Source organism: Citrobacter sp. H12-3-2 (genome assembly GCF_009649895.1).
GTDB lineage: Bacteria > Pseudomonadota > Gammaproteobacteria > Enterobacterales > Enterobacteriaceae > Citrobacter > Citrobacter portucalensis.
On record NZ_CP045837.1, the window covers coordinates 2,902,304 to 2,919,350 of the forward strand.

15 protein-coding genes and 1 pseudogene are annotated in these 17,047 nt (G+C 49.8%); 13 read left to right on the top strand and 3 right to left on the bottom strand.

Annotated features, from left to right (window positions below; genetic code table 11):
• Window positions 1-91 precede the first annotated feature (91 nt).
• Window positions 92-457: pseudogene (tnpA, locus tag GHC22_RS13910) on the bottom strand (IS200/IS605 family transposase); the annotation flags it as partial.
• Window positions 458-651: 194 nt separating this feature from the next.
• Entirely contained in the window at window positions 652-1,902 is a 1,251-nt protein-coding gene (gene icd / locus GHC22_RS13915) for an NADP-dependent isocitrate dehydrogenase (protein ID WP_153753287.1), read from the bottom strand.
• Window positions 1,903-2,104: 202 nt separating this feature from the next.
• On the opposite strand from icd, the gene rluE reads away from it, so the two are divergent.
• The 10 genes from rluE to roxA all read left to right on the top strand — a co-directional run bounded on the left by rluE (window position 2,105) and on the right by roxA (window position 12,688).
• Window positions 2,105-2,728 carry a 23S rRNA pseudouridine(2457) synthase RluE gene (rluE, locus tag GHC22_RS13920; RefSeq protein ID WP_137378236.1) on the top strand — a complete coding sequence of 208 codons (624 nt, stop codon included), beginning with the start codon at window positions 2,105-2,107 and terminating at the stop codon, window positions 2,726-2,728.
• 44 nt (window positions 2,729-2,772) lie between these two features.
• Entirely contained in the window at window positions 2,773-3,702 is a 930-nt protein-coding gene (locus GHC22_RS13925) for a hypothetical protein (protein WP_153753288.1), read from the top strand.
• A gap of 9 nt (window positions 3,703-3,711) precedes the next feature.
• Window positions 3,712-4,173, top strand: a complete 462-nt coding sequence (locus tag GHC22_RS13930) for an NUDIX hydrolase (protein ID WP_153753290.1) — start codon at window positions 3,712-3,714, stop codon at window positions 4,171-4,173.
• A gap of 53 nt (window positions 4,174-4,226) precedes the next feature.
• Entirely contained in the window at window positions 4,227-5,333 is a 1,107-nt protein-coding gene (gene mnmA, locus GHC22_RS13935) for a tRNA 2-thiouridine(34) synthase MnmA (RefSeq protein ID WP_003832402.1), read from the top strand.
• Window positions 5,334-5,367: 34 nt separating this feature from the next.
• The gene (gene hflD / locus GHC22_RS13940) at window positions 5,368-6,009 is read left to right on the top strand and encodes a high frequency lysogenization protein HflD (RefSeq protein ID WP_003832401.1); all 642 of its coding nucleotides are present in this window, start codon (window positions 5,368-5,370) and stop codon (window positions 6,007-6,009) included.
• 3 nt (window positions 6,010-6,012) lie between these two features.
• Window positions 6,013-7,383, top strand: coding sequence for an adenylosuccinate lyase (gene purB / locus GHC22_RS13945; RefSeq protein WP_003832400.1), 1,371 nt, complete (start codon window positions 6,013-6,015; stop codon window positions 7,381-7,383).
• A gap of 506 nt (window positions 7,384-7,889) precedes the next feature.
• Window positions 7,890-8,747, top strand: coding sequence for a protein YibB (gene yibB / locus GHC22_RS13950; protein WP_153753292.1), 858 nt, complete (start codon window positions 7,890-7,892; stop codon window positions 8,745-8,747).
• A gap of 592 nt (window positions 8,748-9,339) precedes the next feature.
• The gene (gene phoP, locus GHC22_RS13955; protein WP_003846709.1) at window positions 9,340-10,011 is read left to right on the top strand and encodes a two-component system response regulator PhoP; all 672 of its coding nucleotides are present in this window, start codon (window positions 9,340-9,342) and stop codon (window positions 10,009-10,011) included.
• Entirely contained in the window at window positions 10,011-11,474 is a 1,464-nt protein-coding gene (phoQ, locus tag GHC22_RS13960) for a two-component system sensor histidine kinase PhoQ (RefSeq protein WP_008784442.1), read from the top strand. The genes phoP and phoQ overlap by 1 nt, the downstream gene beginning before the upstream one ends.
• Before the next feature lie 92 nt (window positions 11,475-11,566).
• On the top strand, window positions 11,567-12,688 hold the full coding sequence (gene roxA / locus GHC22_RS13965) for a [50S ribosomal protein L16]-arginine 3-hydroxylase (RefSeq protein ID WP_003030786.1): 1,122 nt from the start codon (window positions 11,567-11,569) through the stop codon (window positions 12,686-12,688).
• Between the two features lie 102 nt (window positions 12,689-12,790).
• Here roxA and pepT read toward each other — a convergent pair whose 3' ends face one another.
• Window positions 12,791-14,017 carry a peptidase T gene (gene pepT / locus GHC22_RS13970; protein ID WP_020996480.1) on the bottom strand — a complete coding sequence of 409 codons (1,227 nt, stop codon included), beginning with the start codon at window positions 14,015-14,017 and terminating at the stop codon, window positions 12,791-12,793.
• A 250-nt stretch (window positions 14,018-14,267) separates the two neighbouring features.
• Between pepT and potA the strand changes: the two genes are divergently transcribed.
• Genes potA through potC form a run of 3 tightly spaced genes read left to right on the top strand, consistent with a single transcriptional unit; the run spans window position 14,268 to window position 17,021 of the window.
• Window positions 14,268-15,404, top strand: a complete 1,137-nt coding sequence (potA, locus tag GHC22_RS13975; RefSeq protein ID WP_003832287.1) for a spermidine/putrescine ABC transporter ATP-binding protein PotA — start codon at window positions 14,268-14,270, stop codon at window positions 15,402-15,404.
• Window positions 15,388-16,245, top strand: coding sequence for a spermidine/putrescine ABC transporter permease PotB (gene potB / locus GHC22_RS13980; RefSeq protein ID WP_103285051.1), 858 nt, complete (start codon window positions 15,388-15,390; stop codon window positions 16,243-16,245). The genes potA and potB overlap by 17 nt, the downstream gene beginning before the upstream one ends.
• Window positions 16,242-17,021: a spermidine/putrescine ABC transporter permease PotC gene (gene potC / locus GHC22_RS13985; protein WP_003030794.1), complete on the top strand. Its 780-nt coding sequence runs from the start codon at window positions 16,242-16,244 to the stop codon at window positions 17,019-17,021. Before potB ends, potC begins: the two co-directional genes overlap by 4 nt.
• Window positions 17,022-17,047 lie beyond the last annotated feature (26 nt).

Consider the following 17,047-nt stretch of genomic DNA (forward strand, 5'->3'; position numbering starts at 1 on the left):
TAATTGATTGGACACCCAGGTATATGAAATCCGCAATTAAGCTGGCTCAGTTAATTCAGGCATTGTGTCCTGATGTACTCCTGCAGGCAGTTATCTTCGCCGTGTTCTTATCTACCATGTCGGCGTAGTAACCTCTGCACCAGAACTCCCTGTTCCTGTATTTAAACTTCATATCACCAAACTGCTCATACAACATCAGACTGCTTTTACCTTTCAGATACCCCATAAAGCCGGATACGCTCATTTTGGGCAGGATTTCCACAAGCATATGGATACGATCTGCACAGCATTCCGCTTCCAGGATCCGCACGTTTTTCCACTCACACAGCTTTCTTAAGATGCTGCCTATCGCCCTACGTTTCTCCCCGTAGAATGCTTGCCTTCGGTATTTGGGCGCAAAAACTATGTGATATTTACAGTTCCATCGGGTGTGCGCTAAGCTCTTTTCGTCCCTCATTGGGACCTCCTTTTGATTTCTTGTTTAACCCTTGCAGTTGCCAGACCGTAAAGTGTTTTAACAAATCAAAAGGGGTTTTAATAACTGGCCCAAAGCTGAAAGCTTTCCGGCCCCCCAGCCTAGCTGGGGGGTTTCCTGTGCACAAAAAAACGGGAACCTCTCGGCTCCCGTTCTCATACAACCCAAGATCTGGATTACATGTTTTCGATGATCGCGTCACCAAACTCTGAGCATTTCAGCAGTTTAGCGCCGTCCATCAGACGTTCGAAGTCATAGGTTACGGTTTTCGCGTTAATCGCGCCTTCCATACCTTTAACAATCAGGTCAGCCGCTTCTACCCAACCCATGTGGCGTAACATCATTTCAGCAGACAGAATGATGGAACCTGGGTTCACTTTATCCTGACCTGCATACTTCGGTGCAGTACCGTGGGTTGCTTCGAACAGAGCGCATTCGTCACCAATGTTTGCACCCGGCGCGATACCAATACCACCAACCTGTGCGGCCAGCGCATCGGAGATGTAGTCACCGTTCAGGTTCATACAGGCAATCACGTCATACTCAGCCGGGCGCAGCAGGATCTGTTGCAGGAACGCATCGGCGATAACGTCCTTAACCACGATCTCTTTACCGGTTTTCGGGTTCTTGATTTTCACCCATGGACCGCCGTCAATCAGTTCACCACCGAATTCTTCACGCGCTAACTGGTAACCCCAGTCTTTGAACGCGCCTTCGGTGAACTTCATGATGTTGCCTTTGTGTACCAGGGTAACTGAATCACGATCGTTGGCGATGGCGTATTCAATCGCTGCACGCACCAGACGTTTAGTCCCTTCTTCAGAACACGGTTTGATACCAATGCCGCAATGTTCCGGGAAGCGGATTTTCTTCACGCCCATCTCTTCGCGCAGGAATTTAATCACTTTCTCAGCATCGGCAGAGTCAGCGTTCCACTCGATACCCGCGTAGATGTCTTCGGAGTTTTCGCGGAAGATGACCATGTCGGTCAGTTCAGGGTGTTTAACCGGGCTTGGTGTGCCCTGATAATAACGCACCGGACGCAGGCAGACATACAGGTCAAGTTCCTGACGCAGAGCTACGTTCAGAGAGCGAATACCGCCGCCAACAGGAGTGGTCAGAGGGCCTTTAATGGCAACACGATATTCACGAATCAGATCTAAGGTTTCAGCAGGCAGCCAGACGTCCTGGCCATAAACCTGAGTGGATTTCTCGCCGGTGTAGATTTCCATCCAGGAGATTTTACGCTCGCCTTTATAGGCTTTCTCGACAGCAGCATCGACAACTTTGATCATCGGTGGGGTTACATCAACGCCGATACCGTCGCCTTCAATGAACGGGATAATCGGATTTTCAGGAACGTTGAGTTTGCCGTTTTGCAGGGTGATCTTCTTACCTTCCGCCGGAACAACTACTTTGCTTTCCATTCACCTCTCCTTCGAGCGCTTCTGGTTCTGCTCGTCTGTCATCACGCTGCATGCGCGTTTGCGTCCTGCTACACGGATGCGTTAGAGCAACCTTTTGTTAATGATTTGTAATGAGCGTGTCAATACTACCCTATTGTTCGCCGCCATGAAAGACACTCGTTCTTAGGCTATAATGCGGCAATTGATATAATCTGAAAATACCATGCAAAAAACTTCTTTTAGAAATCACCGGGTTGAGCGATTCAGCTCACGACAAGTCACTAAGCAGCGTAAAGAAAACCAGCCAAAACGCGTGGTTTTGTTCAATAAACCCTACGATGTTTTGCCACAATTTACTGACGAGGCTGGCAGAAGCACGTTAAAAGATTTTATTCCCGTGCCGGGAATTTATGCGGCGGGCCGACTCGACCGGGACAGCGAAGGGCTTTTGGTGCTGACCAATGACGGCGCGCTGCAGGCGCGGTTAACGCAACCTGGTAAGCGTACCGGGAAAATTTATTACGTCCAGGTTGAAGGCGAGCCGACAGCAGAAGCGCTGGACGCCCTGCGTAACGGAGTAACGCTCAATGATGGCCCCACGCTACCCGCAGGCATTGAAGTAGTAGAGGAGCCCGTATGGCTGTGGCCGAGAAATCCGCCGATTCGGGAACGGAAAAACATTCCCACCAGCTGGTTGAAAGTTACCTTATATGAAGGTCGCAACCGTCAGGTACGTCGTATGACAGCGAATGTTGGATTTCCTACGCTGCGCCTCATCCGCTATGCCATGGGGGATTACACGCTGGAAAATCTTGCTAACGGCGAGTGGCGGGAACTGAAATCGTAACCGTACGGTTTAACGTGAGTGTTAACAGGGAAGAATGAAAAAAAATGGATAAGCAGCTTTTTGCAGCATTCATCCTGCTCGGCGCGTCACCGTTTTGTTCAGCAAAACTGGACTGTGAGACGATTGCCGGAACAGCAGCAGGAGAGGCAAACTACCTTTATGAGTCTGCCAAAGTAAAAACCGACTCACGCCTGCATTTCTATTCTGCACCAGCAACAGAGTGTCAACTCCCCGCGTTCATGGTCAATGGCGACACCGTCGAGGTGCTCAGGAGTTCACAGCGCTACAAAAGCACGGGCATGCTTTCCAAAGATGAGCCTTATCGTTACGTACGTTATCGGGACGCTAAAGGAACCTTCGCCACCGGCTGGGTCTCGGTTAATGGATTAACGCCGTTATCCAGTCCGCTTGCAGTAAGCGCGTCTTGCCAGACATGGGCAAATAAAGCGATGTCGCAGCGCGGGTTCTTACCCTCCTCCTCCACAAACCACTATCAGGTAACAGGAGACACCCGCGCATGGTTCTATGCGATGCCAACCGAACAGTGTCGCAGCCCGTCCGTATTTTTAGTGCCCGGCGACCTCGTCTCTGTACAAGAACAATCCAACGATGATTTTATGGAAGCGGTCTATTACACCACCGATCGCCAAATCATACGCGGCTGGTTAAAAAAGTCGCAGTTACAAGCTATAAACAGCGGTGACCACTATCGCGACGACATCAACCCGCTGTCGACAGACAAAGCAACGAGAGTCGCCACCCTTGGGCTACGTCACGACCACCAATGTATTTTTTATGAAAGCTGGAATGCTAAAAAGGCCATTGAGATTATCGTGCGCGAGGATCATCAAACCGCATTGTGCCGTGGAGGGGCCGACCCACAAACGTCGCCTCCTGTGGCTTATATTAGTATCGACAAGGCCAGCGGCGAAATTAGCTGGCCAGATGTTGCCGAAGGATTTGCTGAGGAATAAGGGGAAAATATGTTCAAACCGCACGTCACGGTCGCTTGCATTGTGCATGCAGAAGATAAATTCTTAGTCGTTGAAGAAACGATCAATGGCAAAGCCTTGTGGAATCAGCCTGCAGGACACCTGGAAGCCGATGAAACGTTGGTGCAAGCCGCAGCACGCGAACTGTGGGAAGAAACGGGCATTAAAGCGCAGCCGCAGCATTTCATTCGTATGCATCAATGGATTGCACCGGACAAAACGCCCTTTTTGCGTTTTCTTTTCTCTATTGAGCTTGCCAATATGTGCGCTACAGAACCTCATGACAGCGATATAGATTGCTGTCGTTGGGTCAGCGCAGAAGAGATTTTCTCTGCGCCAAACCTGCGTTCGCCGTTGGTTGCGGAGAGTATTCGCTGTTATCAGAGCGGACAGCGCTACCCACTGGCCATGATCGGCGAATTTAACTGGCCGTTTACAGAGGGTGTCAAGTAAAGGGCTGCGTGCTAGAATATGCCGCCTTGAAGTTCAATGTCGTGAGTATTCCTATGTCTGAAAGCCCAAAAAAAGTGATCGTCGGCATGTCCGGCGGTGTCGACTCCTCCGTTTCTGCCTGGCTGTTACAACAACAGGGCTATCAGGTAGAAGGCCTGTTCATGAAGAACTGGGAAGAGGACGATGGCGAGGAATACTGCACAGCGGCCGCCGACCTTGCGGATGCGCAGGCTGTCTGTGACAAACTCGGCATTGAACTGCATACCGTCAACTTTGCCGCAGAATACTGGGACAACGTCTTTGAACTGTTCCTTGAAGAGTACAAAGCGGGCCGTACGCCAAACCCGGATATTCTGTGCAATAAAGAAATTAAGTTTAAAGCCTTCCTTGAGTTTGCCGCCGAAGATTTAGGTGCCGATTACATCGCCACCGGTCACTACGTGCGTCGCGCGGATGTCGACGGCAAAAGCCGCCTGCTGCGTGGGCTCGATGGCAATAAAGACCAGAGTTATTTCCTCTATACGCTCGGCCATGAGCAAATCGCGCAAAGCCTGTTCCCGGTCGGTGAACTGGAAAAACCGCAGGTGCGTAAAATTGCCGAAGATCTTGGTCTGATTACGGCCAAGAAAAAAGACTCCACCGGCATCTGCTTCATTGGCGAACGTAAGTTCCGCGAGTTTCTTGGTCGTTACCTGCCGGCTCAGCCAGGCAAAATCATCACCGTTGACGGCGAAGAGATTGGCCAGCACCAGGGGCTGATGTACCACACTTTAGGTCAGCGTAAAGGTCTGGGTATTGGCGGAACGAAAGAAGGGACAGAAGATCCATGGTATGTGGTGGATAAAGACGTTGAGAACAACATTCTGGTTGTCGCTCAGGGGCATGAACATCCACGTCTGATGTCCGTTGGCCTGGTGGCGCAACAGCTGCATTGGGTCGATCGCGAACCGTTCACCGGCACCATGCGCTGTACGGTGAAAACCCGCTATCGTCAGACCGACATTCCGTGCACCGTTAAGGCACTGGATGCTGAGCGTATTGAAGTCATTTTCGACGAGCCAGTCGCGGCGGTCACGCCGGGTCAGTCGGCTGTCTTTTACAATGGCGAAGTGTGCCTCGGCGGCGGCATTATCGAACAACGATTGCCTCTGCCGGTATAATTACTTACACATTTGATACAAGGAAGCAGTGAACGTGGCAAAGAATTATTATGACATCACCCTCGCCCTGGCAGGCATTTGTCAGTCGGCACGCCTGGTGCAGGAACTGGCGCACCAGGGGCATTGTGATGCCGATGCATTACACGTTTCACTGAACAGTGTCATCGACATGAATCCCAGCTCTACGCTGGGCGTGTTTGGCGGCAGCGAAGCCAACCTGCGTCTTGGCCTTGAAACGCTGCTTGGCGTGCTGAACGCCAGCAGTCGTCAGGGGCTGAACGCGGAACTCACCCGCTATACGCTAAGCCTGATGGTGCTGGAGCGTAAGCTGTCAGCGGCCAAGGGCGCTATGGACACGCTGGGAGACCGTATTAGCGGCTTGCAGCGCCAGCTGGACCATTTTGATTTGCAGTCAGAAACGTTGATGAGTGCGATGGCTGGCATTTATGTTGACGTCATCAGCCCACTCGGCCCGCGTATTCAGGTCACGGGTTCCCCGGCCATCCTTCAGAGTCCACAGGTACAGGCTAAAGTACGCGCTTCGCTGCTGGCTGGCATCCGTGCTGCCGTGCTCTGGCATCAGGTTGGTGGAGGCCGTCTGCAACTCATGTTTTCTCGTAATCGCCTGACGACTCAGGCAAAACAAATTCTTGCTCATTTAACCCCGGAGTTGTGATCTATGGAATTATCCTCACTGACCGCCGTTTCCCCTGTCGATGGACGCTACGGCGATAAAGTCAGCGCGCTGCGCGGGATTTTCAGCGAATACGGTTTGCTGAAATTCCGTGTACAGGTTGAAGTACGCTGGCTGCAAAAACTGGCCGCGCACGCAGCGATCAAGGAAGTTCCTGCTTTTGCTGCCGACGCAATCGGTTTCCTTGATGCGATCGTCGCTAACTTCAATGAAGAAGATGCTGCGCGCATCAAAACCATTGAGCGTACGACCAACCATGATGTGAAGGCAGTTGAGTATTTCCTGAAAGAGAAAGTGGCGGATATCCCGGAACTGCATGCCGTTTCAGAATTTATCCACTTTGCGTGTACCTCTGAAGACATCAACAACCTGTCTCACGCGCTGATGCTGAAAACCGCACGCGACGAAGTGGTTCTGCCGTACTGGCGTAAGCTTATCGACGCGGTGAAAGATCTGTCTGTACAGTATCGCGATATTCCTCTGCTCTCCCGTACCCACGGTCAGCCAGCCACCCCGTCTACGCTAGGCAAAGAAATGGCTAACGTGGCTTACCGTATGGAGCGTCAGTATCGTCAGCTCAACCAGGTTGAAATTCTTGGTAAGATCAATGGTGCAGTCGGTAACTATAACGCCCACATCGCCGCTTACCCGGAAGTTGACTGGCATCAGTTCAGCGAAGAGTTTGTCACCTCGCTGGGCATCCAGTGGAACCCGTACACCACGCAGATTGAGCCGCACGACTACATTGCCGAGCTGTTTGACTGCATCGCCCGTTTCAACACCATCCTGATCGACTTTGACCGCGATGTCTGGGGTTACGTGGCGCTGAACCATTTCAAACAGAAAACCATCGCGGGTGAAATTGGCTCTTCCACCATGCCGCACAAAGTTAACCCCATTGATTTCGAAAACTCCGAGGGTAACCTGGGTCTGTCTAACGCGGTTCTGCAGCACCTGGCGAGCAAACTGCCGGTCTCCCGCTGGCAGCGTGACCTGACTGACTCTACCGTTCTGCGTAACCTGGGCGTAGGTATTGGCTATGCGCTGATCGCCTATCAGTCCACGCTGAAAGGCGTGAGCAAACTGGAAGTGAACCGCGATCATCTGCTGGATGAACTGGACCATAACTGGGAAGTTCTGGCAGAGCCGATTCAGACCGTGATGCGTCGCTACGGTATTGAGAAGCCGTACGAGAAGCTGAAAGAACTGACCCGCGGTAAGCGCGTTGACGCCGAAGGTATGAAGCAGTTTATCGACGGTCTGGCGCTGCCGGAAGAAGAGAAAACTCGCCTGAAAGCAATGACACCTGCCAATTATATTGGTCGCGCCATCACCATGGTTGATGAACTGAAGTAATCTGTTTGATGCCGGAGCGCGCTTGCGCCTGTTCCGGCCTTCCGTTCATATCGTAGTAAGCCGGAAAGCATCAGCGTTTCCGGCTTTTTATCGCCCGTAAAATATCCCTTCCCTGAAGAGTGAACACAATACCCGGATGAAATGAGCTGCTGGTAATCAACTGATAAGCAGTTGTTGTATTTCCAATAAAATGTATTCATCTCCTGCACAAGCTATTGCGTGGCAACAATTGGAACCTTGAATGTTTGCCGGTCAGAGCAGATGATTCTCATACATGCAACGTAACTGCGACAAATCCCTATCATCGCGCAATCCTCAATTAGCTGGTCGCAATTGCATTTATTTTCTCTAATGCCCGAAAGTGAAACTGTTTTGTGCAATGTGCATCATATTATGCTTTCCGCCCCACATTGATACTGATAGAATGCCGCGATGAGGTAGACTTCAAAAATATATTTCTAACGACCAGGTCGTGATTGGATAGGTAAAAATACGGACTGCATAACATGAATTCATCTATTACCATAGTTACAGCATTTTTCGATATAGGGAGAGGTAGTTGGACAAGCGATAAGGGGTTCTCTCCTCATTTAGAGAGAACGTCTGACACCTATATTCAGTATTTCAAGAATTTGTCTGAATTAGATAATGATATGATCATCTTTACATCTAAAGAACTAAAGTCAAAAATTGAAAAGATTAGAGATGGAAAGCGCACGACTGTAATCGCTGTAGATATTAATAAAAAATTTCGCCATCTTAAAAATAGAATTTCGCAGATTCAAAAAAATGACGAATTCAGAAGCAAACTTGAAACCCATCAGTTAATTAATCCTGAATACTGGTCTGCAGATTACGTACTTGTTTGCAATCTAAAAACATACTTTGTAAACAGGGCAATAAAGTTAAAACTTGTTAAGGATAACATGATTGCATGGGTTGACTTTGGTTACTGTCGTAATACAGAGGTAACAAACGGGTTATCTCGCTGGAGTTATCCCTTTGACAGAAAAAAAATTAACCTATTTACAATAAAAAAAGGGCTAAAAGCCAAAACGATCCATCAGGTTTTTGACCATATGATTAATAATCGTTCCTATATTATTGGTGGTGCCATTGTAGCAACACAAGAAAAGTGGAAAGAATTTTATGAACTGGTTTGTGCATGTCAAATGAAAACGCTTAAAAACAATATAGTTGATGACGATCAAGGCATTTTTATAATGTGTTACCATTACCAACCAAAGTTAATAAAATTAAACTATCTCGGTAAAAATCGATGGTTTAATTTATTTAAAATGTTTGGGAGGAGAGATTTCATTACCTATTCAAGAAAATTAAAAGTGTCACTCATAGGGAAATAATCTTAATTCAAAATGTAAACAATACCGATACTGTTTTATGGCAGTATCGGTATTGTTCTGAAATCACTTGTAAATAGATAATCATGGTAACTAATTTTTGAACATCATCAGGGGTGGTTAGAGTAAATGAACAATACTAGCTCACGACGCAAAACACTCCTCGGTAGCCAAAACGTTTACGAAATTCATAGCCAAACACTAAAGATTTGAATGACTTTTATCAAGGCCTGGAGCGGTCGTTCTCAACAGTCAATAAACAGATGGCAGTTTTATCAGAAATGCTTACTCTCTCGAAGAGAAGCCAGTTTATATTGCATGCTTCTTTTGCAAGGAGTGACAAGATTCATGTTATTCAGCCCTCTTTTACTTCATGAGTACCTAGCTTTGATAGTCCCCCTTTCCCGCAGTAAGGCATTAAACATCATTGTCGCGGCACACCCGGGTAAAGGCCGAGCGTAATACGCTCTGGATGCTATCGGAGCGCCCCCACGGGCAGGGAGCATGAGAAAAGTTATTTAATTTCATAGCGCTGCTTTCAATCCACATAATCAGCGTTAAACTATTCATACCATTATTTTAGGGAGAAACGATGATGCGCGTACTGGTTGTCGAGGATAATGCTTTATTACGCCACCACCTCAAGGTTCAGTTACAGGATTTAGGGCATCAGGTGGATGATGCAGAAGATGCGAAGGAAGCGGACTATTATCTGAATGAACATCTGCCGGATATCGCGATCGTTGATTTAGGACTCCCCGATGAAGATGGTTTGTCGCTGATCCGCCGCTGGCGCAGTAATGAGGTTTCGCTGCCGATTCTGGTATTAACCGCGCGTGAAGGCTGGCAGGATAAAGTGGAAGTCCTCAGCGCTGGCGCTGACGATTACGTCACCAAACCGTTTCACATCGAAGAAGTGGCTGCGCGCATGCAGGCACTGATGCGCCGCAACAGCGGTCTGGCATCGCAAATTATCTCCCTTCCGCCTTTTCAGGTGGACCTCTCTCGACGCGAGTTATCCGTCAATGATGAAGTTATCAAGCTCACTGCGTTTGAATACACCATTATGGAAACGCTCATCCGTAATAATGGCAAAGTGGTCAGTAAAGATTCGCTCATGCTGCAGCTTTACCCGGATGCCGAGCTGCGCGAAAGTCACACCATTGATGTTCTAATGGGACGTCTGCGTAAGAAAATTCAGGCGCAATATCCGGACGACGTCATCACCACCGTGCGTGGTCAGGGATATCTTTTTGAACTGCGCTAATGAATAAACTATTGCGTCATTTTTTCCCGCTATCGCTACGGTTGCGCTTTTTACTGGCAACCGCAGGCGTTGTATTAGTGCTCTCGCTGGCCTACGGCATGGTTGCTCTGGTGGGCTACAGCGTCAGCTTTGATAAGACAACGTTTCGCCTGCTGCGGGGTGAAAGTAATCTGTTTTATACCCTGGCAAAGTGGGAAAACGGCAAGATAAACGTCGAGCTGCCTGAAAATCTCGATATGCAAAGCCCAACAATGTCGCTGATCTATAACGAAAGCGGTGAGTTGTTGTGGGCTCAGCGCAATGTTCCCTGGCTGACGAAAAGTATCCAACCGGACTGGCTAAAAACGAACGGTTTTCATGAAATTGAAGCCAATGTAGACGCCACCAGCACTTTACTGGGCGAAGATCACTCCGCTCAGCAGCAGTTAAAAGAAGTCAGAGAAGATGATGACGACGCCGAAATGACCCACTCCGTGGCGGTGAACGTCTACCCCGCCACCGCCAGAATGCCGCAACTGACCATTGTGGTTGTCGACACTATTCCTATAGAGCTAAAGCGCTCGTATATGGTCTGGAGCTGGTTTATTTATGTGCTGGTCGCCAATCTGTTGCTGGTCATTCCGTTGTTATGGGTGGCTGCGTGGTGGAGCCTACGGCCGATTGAATCACTGGCGCGTGAAGTCCGTGAGCTTGAGGAACATCATCGTGAGATGCTAAATCCCGCCACCACACGCGAACTGACCAGCCTGGTTCGTAATCTCAATCGGCTTTTAAAAAGCGAACGTGAGCGCTACGATAAATACCGCACCACGTTAACCGATCTCACTCATAGCCTGAAAACGCCACTGGCGGTACTGCAAAGTACGTTGCGCTCAATGCGCAATGAAAAGATGAACGTCAGCGACGCAGAGCCTATCATGCTGGAACAAATCAGCCGTATTTCCCAACAGATAGGCTATTACCTGCATCGCGCCAGTATGCGTGGCAGCAGTGCCCTACTCAGCCGCGAGCTGCACCCGGTCGCGCCGTTGCTGGATAAGCTCACCTCGGCGCTGAATAAAGTGTATCAGCGTAAAGGGGTCAACATTAATCTCGATATCTCACCTGAGATCAGCTTTGTGGGCGAACAGAATGACTTTGTCGAGGTGTTGGGCAACGTCTTGGATAACGCCTGTAAATATTGTCTGGAGTTTGTCGAGATTTCGGCGCAACTGTCTGAGGATCAGCTGCATATTCTGGTCGAAGACGATGGTCCTGGTATTCCGCAAAGCAAACGGGAAGTAGTGTTTGACCGCGGACAGCGCGTAGATACACTACGTCCCGGACAAGGCGTCGGTCTGGCGGTGGCGCGAGAAATCACCGAACAGTATGACGGGCAGATTATTGCTGGTGATAGCCTGCTGGGTGGTGCGCGCATGGAAGTTATTTTTGGTCGCCAGCAGCCGGGCCAGAAAGACGAGTAATCGTCGCATGTAATAAATATGTACTGACTTCACGCTTGAGGTTAAGTATCCGTTATAATCGGTTGCAGATACCAGCCTGCGGGATGCTCACTATGGAATACCAACTCACACTTAATTGGCCCGATTTTCTTGAACGCCACTGGCAGAAACGCCCGGTGGTCTTAAAACGCGGGTTTAATAACTTTATTGATCCTCTTTCTCCTGACGAACTGGCTGGACTGGCAATGGAAAGCGAAGTCGACAGCCGACTCGTCAGCCATCAGGATGGTAAATGGCAGGTTAGCCATGGTCCCTTCGAAAGCTACGACCATCTTGGCGAGAACAACTGGTCTTTGCTGGTGCAGGCGGTCAACCACTGGCACGAACCTACCGCCGCGCTGATGCGCCCGTTCCGTGAATTACCGGACTGGCGTATCGACGATCTGATGATTTCTTTCTCTGTACCCGGTGGAGGCGTTGGCCCGCACCTGGATCAGTACGATGTATTTATCATTCAGGGAACCGGTCGTCGTCGCTGGCGCGTAGGCGAAAAGCTGCAGTTGAAGCAGCACTGCCCTCACCCGGATCTCCTTCAGGTCGACCCGTTTGAAGCTATCATCGATGAAGAGCTGGAACCCGGCGATATCCTGTACATTCCACCGGGATTCCCGCACGAAGGCTATGCGTTAGAAAACGCGATGAACTATTCGGTTGGCTTCCGTGCGCCAAACACTCGCGAGCTGATCAGCGGCTTCGCCGATTACGTTTTACAACGCGAACTGGGCAGCACCTATTACAGCGATCCTGATCTGCCACCGCGCGATCATCCGGCAGATGTTCTGCCGCAGGAAATGGACAAGCTGCGCGAAATGATGCTGGGCCTGATTAATCAGCCAGAACATTTCCAGCAGTGGTTTGGCGAGTTTATTTCTCAGTCTCGTCATGAGCTGGATATTGCCCCGCCGGAGCCACCGTATCAGCCAGACGAAATTTATGATGCCCTGAAACAAGGTGATGTGTTAGTGCGTCTGGGCGGATTGCGCGTATTGCGCATTGGCGACGACGTCTACGCTAACGGTGAGAAAATTGATTCACCGCATCGTCCTGCGCTGGAAGCGCTGGCCAGTCATATTGTGCTGACGGCTGAGAACTTTGAGGATGCGCTGGAAGATCCTTCTTTCCTTGCCATGCTTGCCGCGCTGGTCAACAGCGGGTACTGGTTCTTCGAAGGGTAATGCGGACTGTGCCTGATGCGACGCCATGCGTCTTATCAGGCCTACTGGAGTGAAATATTGTAGGCCGGATAAGCAAAGCGCCATCCGGCAACTACACATATTTTATTTTTGTTTCGCGGCCAATTCAGCAATACGCACAATCACCTGCACCGCTTTTTCCATTCCTTCCAGGGTTACAAACTCATGCTTACCATGATAGTTGTAGCCACCGGTGAACAGATTCGGACACGGTAATCCCATAAATGACAGCTGTGCGCCGTCAGTGCCGCCACGGATCGGTTTCAGCACCGGCTCAATATCGCAATCGCGCATCGCCTGCTGGGCGATATCCAGCACGTGCGGATGCTCAATCACTTTTTCGCGCATATTGTAGTAACTGTCTTCAATCACCAGTTCGATATAGCAGTCCGGGTGTAACCCTTTGCCGACCTTCTTGGCGATATCCATGATCTTGCGTTTACGCGCTTCAAACTGCTTACGATCAAAATCACGAATAATGTAGTGCATATCCGCCCGATCGACCGTCCCTTTCATGCTCGCCAGATGATAAAAGCCTTCGTAGCCTTCCGTCTTCTCCGGGCTTTCATCTGCCGGGACCTCAGCGTGAATACGCGCCGCCAGCGACAGCGCATTCACCATCACCCCTTTTGCGGTGCCGGGATGCACATTGTTGCCAACAATTTTGATATTGACCGACGCGGCGTTGAAGTTTTCAAATTCCAACTCACCTACGCCACCACCGTCAACGGTATAGGCCCACTGCGCATCGAATGCCGCAACATCAAAATGCTTCGCCCCTTTACCCACTTCTTCGTCCGGCGTAAAGGCCACGCGGATATCACCGTGCGGAATATCTTTTTGGATAAGCACAGCCAGCGCGGTCATGATTTCCGCCACGCCTGCTTTATCATCCGCGCCCAGCAACGTTTTACCGTCTGTGGTGATCAGCGTCTGACCCAGAAGTTGATGCAGCACCGGGAACATCACCGGCGATAAAACTTCATCACCAATGCCTAACGCAATATCGCCACCGCGATAGTTTTCAACGATTTGCGGATTGACATTTTTACCGCTGAAATCCGGTGAGGTATCCACATGGGAAATAAAGCCGATCGCAGGAATATTACCAGCAACGTTCGCGGGTAACGTTGCCATCAGCGTACCTTTTTCGCTCAGTGAAATATTAACCAGCCCCATCTCTTCGAGCTGTTGTTTGAGCAGTTGTAATAATTTCCACTGTCCTTCGGTGCTGGGAACCTGCCGCACGCCCGATTTTGATTGGGTGTCCAGTGACACGTAGTGTAAAAAACGCTCAAGTAGTTTATCCATGCAGTCACCCTCACTTTTTGTGACAACATTATCAATAAGCAACAAAAGACAAATATTGCGTCAGGTCACTTTTATCCCCGCAAGTGAGAATATTTCGCCCTGACATCCCCTCTGACTATAGGGCTAAGTCAGTAATTCGCAACAAGGATTGGCGATTACAATGGTTTGCCGTAGAATAACGGCCCTCATTAAGAGTCATCAAGGTGGTTAACCACAAACCCCGCATCGGTCAGCCATCCGTTGCGTTTACATGGGACAGAGTAAAAAATTGAATAAACAACCGCGTTCGCTTTCTCCACTGGTGCAATTAGCGGGAATTCGCAAAAGTTTCGATGGCAAAGAGGTGATTTCCAGCCTGGATTTGACCATCAATAATGGCGAGTTTCTTACGCTGCTTGGCCCCTCTGGCTGCGGTAAAACAACCGTTCTTCGCCTGATTGCCGGTCTGGAAACGGTTGATTCCGGTCATATTTTGTTGGACAACGAGGACATCACTCACGTTCCAGCGGAAAATCGCTACGTGAATACCGTCTTCCAAAGCTATGCGCTATTCCCCCACATGACTGTGTTTGAGAATGTGGCCTTTGGTTTGCGCATGCAAAAAACGCCCGCAGCCGACATTTCTCCCCGCGTTACCGAAGCCCTGCGCATGGTGCAACTGGAAGAGTTCGCCCAGAGAAAACCGCATCAACTTTCCGGCGGACAGCAGCAGCGCGTAGCGATTGCCCGAGCAGTGGTCAACAAACCCCGCTTACTCTTGTTAGATGAATCCCTCTCTGCGCTGGACTACAAACTGCGTAAGCAGATGCAGAATGAACTGAAAGCACTGCAGCGTAAGCTTGGTATCACTTTTGTCTTTGTCACACACGATCAAGAAGAAGCGCTAACCATGTCCGACCGCATCGTGGTGATGCGCGATGGTAAGATTGAGCAGGACGGTACGCCGCGCGAAATCTACGAAGAGCCAAAGAATCTGTTTGTCGCCGGGTTTATCGGCGAGATCAATATGTTTAACGCCACGGTGATTGAACGTCTGGATGAACAGCGTGTTCGTGCTAACGTTGAAGGCCGCGAGTGCAATATTTATGTCAACTTCGCGGTAGTTCCCGGACAAAAGCTGCACGTCCTGTTACGCCCTGAAGATTTGCGCGTTGATGAAATCAATGATGATAATCATATCGAAGGCCTGATCGGCTACGTGCGCGAACGCAACTACAAAGGCATGACGCTGGAGTCGGTTGTAGAACTGGAAAATGGCAAGATGGTGATGGTCAGCGAATTCTTCAACGAAGATGATCCTGACTTTGACCACTCGCTCGACCAGAAAATGGCAATTAACTGGGTAGAAAGCTGGGAGGTCGTACTGGCTGATGAAGAGCACAAGTAAATTCCAGAATGTGGTGATCTTCACCATTGTCGGTTGGCTTGTGTTATTTGTCTTTCTGCCCAACCTGATGATCATCGGCACCAGCTTTTTGACCCGTGACGACGCCAATTTCGTCAAAATGGTCTTTACGCTGGAGAACTATACGCGCCTGCTCGATCCGCTCTATTTTGAGGTACTGGTTCACTCCCTCAATATGGCGCTGATTGCCACGCTCGCCTGTCTGGTACTCGGCTACCCGTTTGCCTGGTTTTTGGTGAAACTGCCGGAAAAAGTACGCCCGCTGCTGCTGTTCCTGCTGATTGTTCCGTTCTGGACCAATTCCCTTATTCGCATCTACGGACTCAAAATTTTCCTCAGCACCAAAGGCTATCTCAACGAGTTTCTGTTATGGCTCGGCGTTATCGATACACCCATTCGCATTATGTTTACTCCCAGCGCGGTGATTATCGGGCTGGTATACATCCTGCTGCCGTTTATGGTGATGCCGCTCTATTCCAGCATTGAAAAGCTCGATAAACCGCTGCTGGAAGCCGCACGCGATTTAGGCGCCAGTAAGCTTCAGACCTTCACCCGCATCATTATTCCGTTGACGATGCCGGGGATTATCGCCGGATGCCTGCTGGTCATGCTGCCCGCAATGGGGCTGTTTTACGTTTCCGACTTAATGGGCGGCGCGAAAAACCTGCTGATTGGTAACGTAATTAAAGTTCAGTTCCTGAACATCCGCGACTGGCCGTTTGGTGCAGCCACCAGCATTACACTGACCATCGTGATGGGTCTGATGCTGCTGATCTACTGGCGCGCCTCCCGCTTACTGAACAAGAAGGTGGAACTCGAATGATCGGTCGACTGCTTCGCGGCGGTTTTATGACCGCTATCTACGCGTATCTGTATATTCCAATCATCATTCTGATTGTGAACTCCTTTAACAGTTCGCGCTTTGGCATCAACTGGCAGGGTTTTACTACTAAATGGTACGGCCTGCTGATGAATAACGACAGCCTGTTGCAGGCGGCGCAGCACTCGCTGACGATGGCGGTGCTATCCGCCACCTTTGCCACCTTGATCGGCTCACTCACTGCGGTTGCGCTGTACCGTTACCGTTTTCGCGGTAAACCGTTCGTCAGTGGCATGCTGTTCGTGGTGATGATGTCGCCGGATATTGTGATGGCAATATCTCTGCTGGTGCTGTTTATGCTGATCGGCATTCAACTGGGCTTCTGGTCGCTGCTGTTCTCGCATATCACTTTTTGTCTGCCTTTTGTGGTGGTGACGGTTTACTCTCGCCTGAAAGGTTTTGATGTCCGCATGCTTGAGGCGGCTAAAGATTTGGGTGCCAGCGAAGTAACTATTCTGCGCAAGATAATACTGCCACTGGCTATGCCTGCGGTGGCTGCGGGTTGGTTGCTGAGTTTTACGCTGTCGATGGATGATGTTGTTGTTTCATCTTTCGTCACCGGACCGGGTTATGAAATTTTGCCATTAAAAATCTACTCAATGGTTAAAGTCGGCGTATCACCAGAGGTGAACGCGCTGGCGACCATTTTGTTGGTTCTGTCGCTGGTTATGGTGATTGCCAGCCAGCTTATTGCACGTGATAAAACCAAGGGCCGCTAAGGCCCTTAATTCAGGGGACGTTAAAT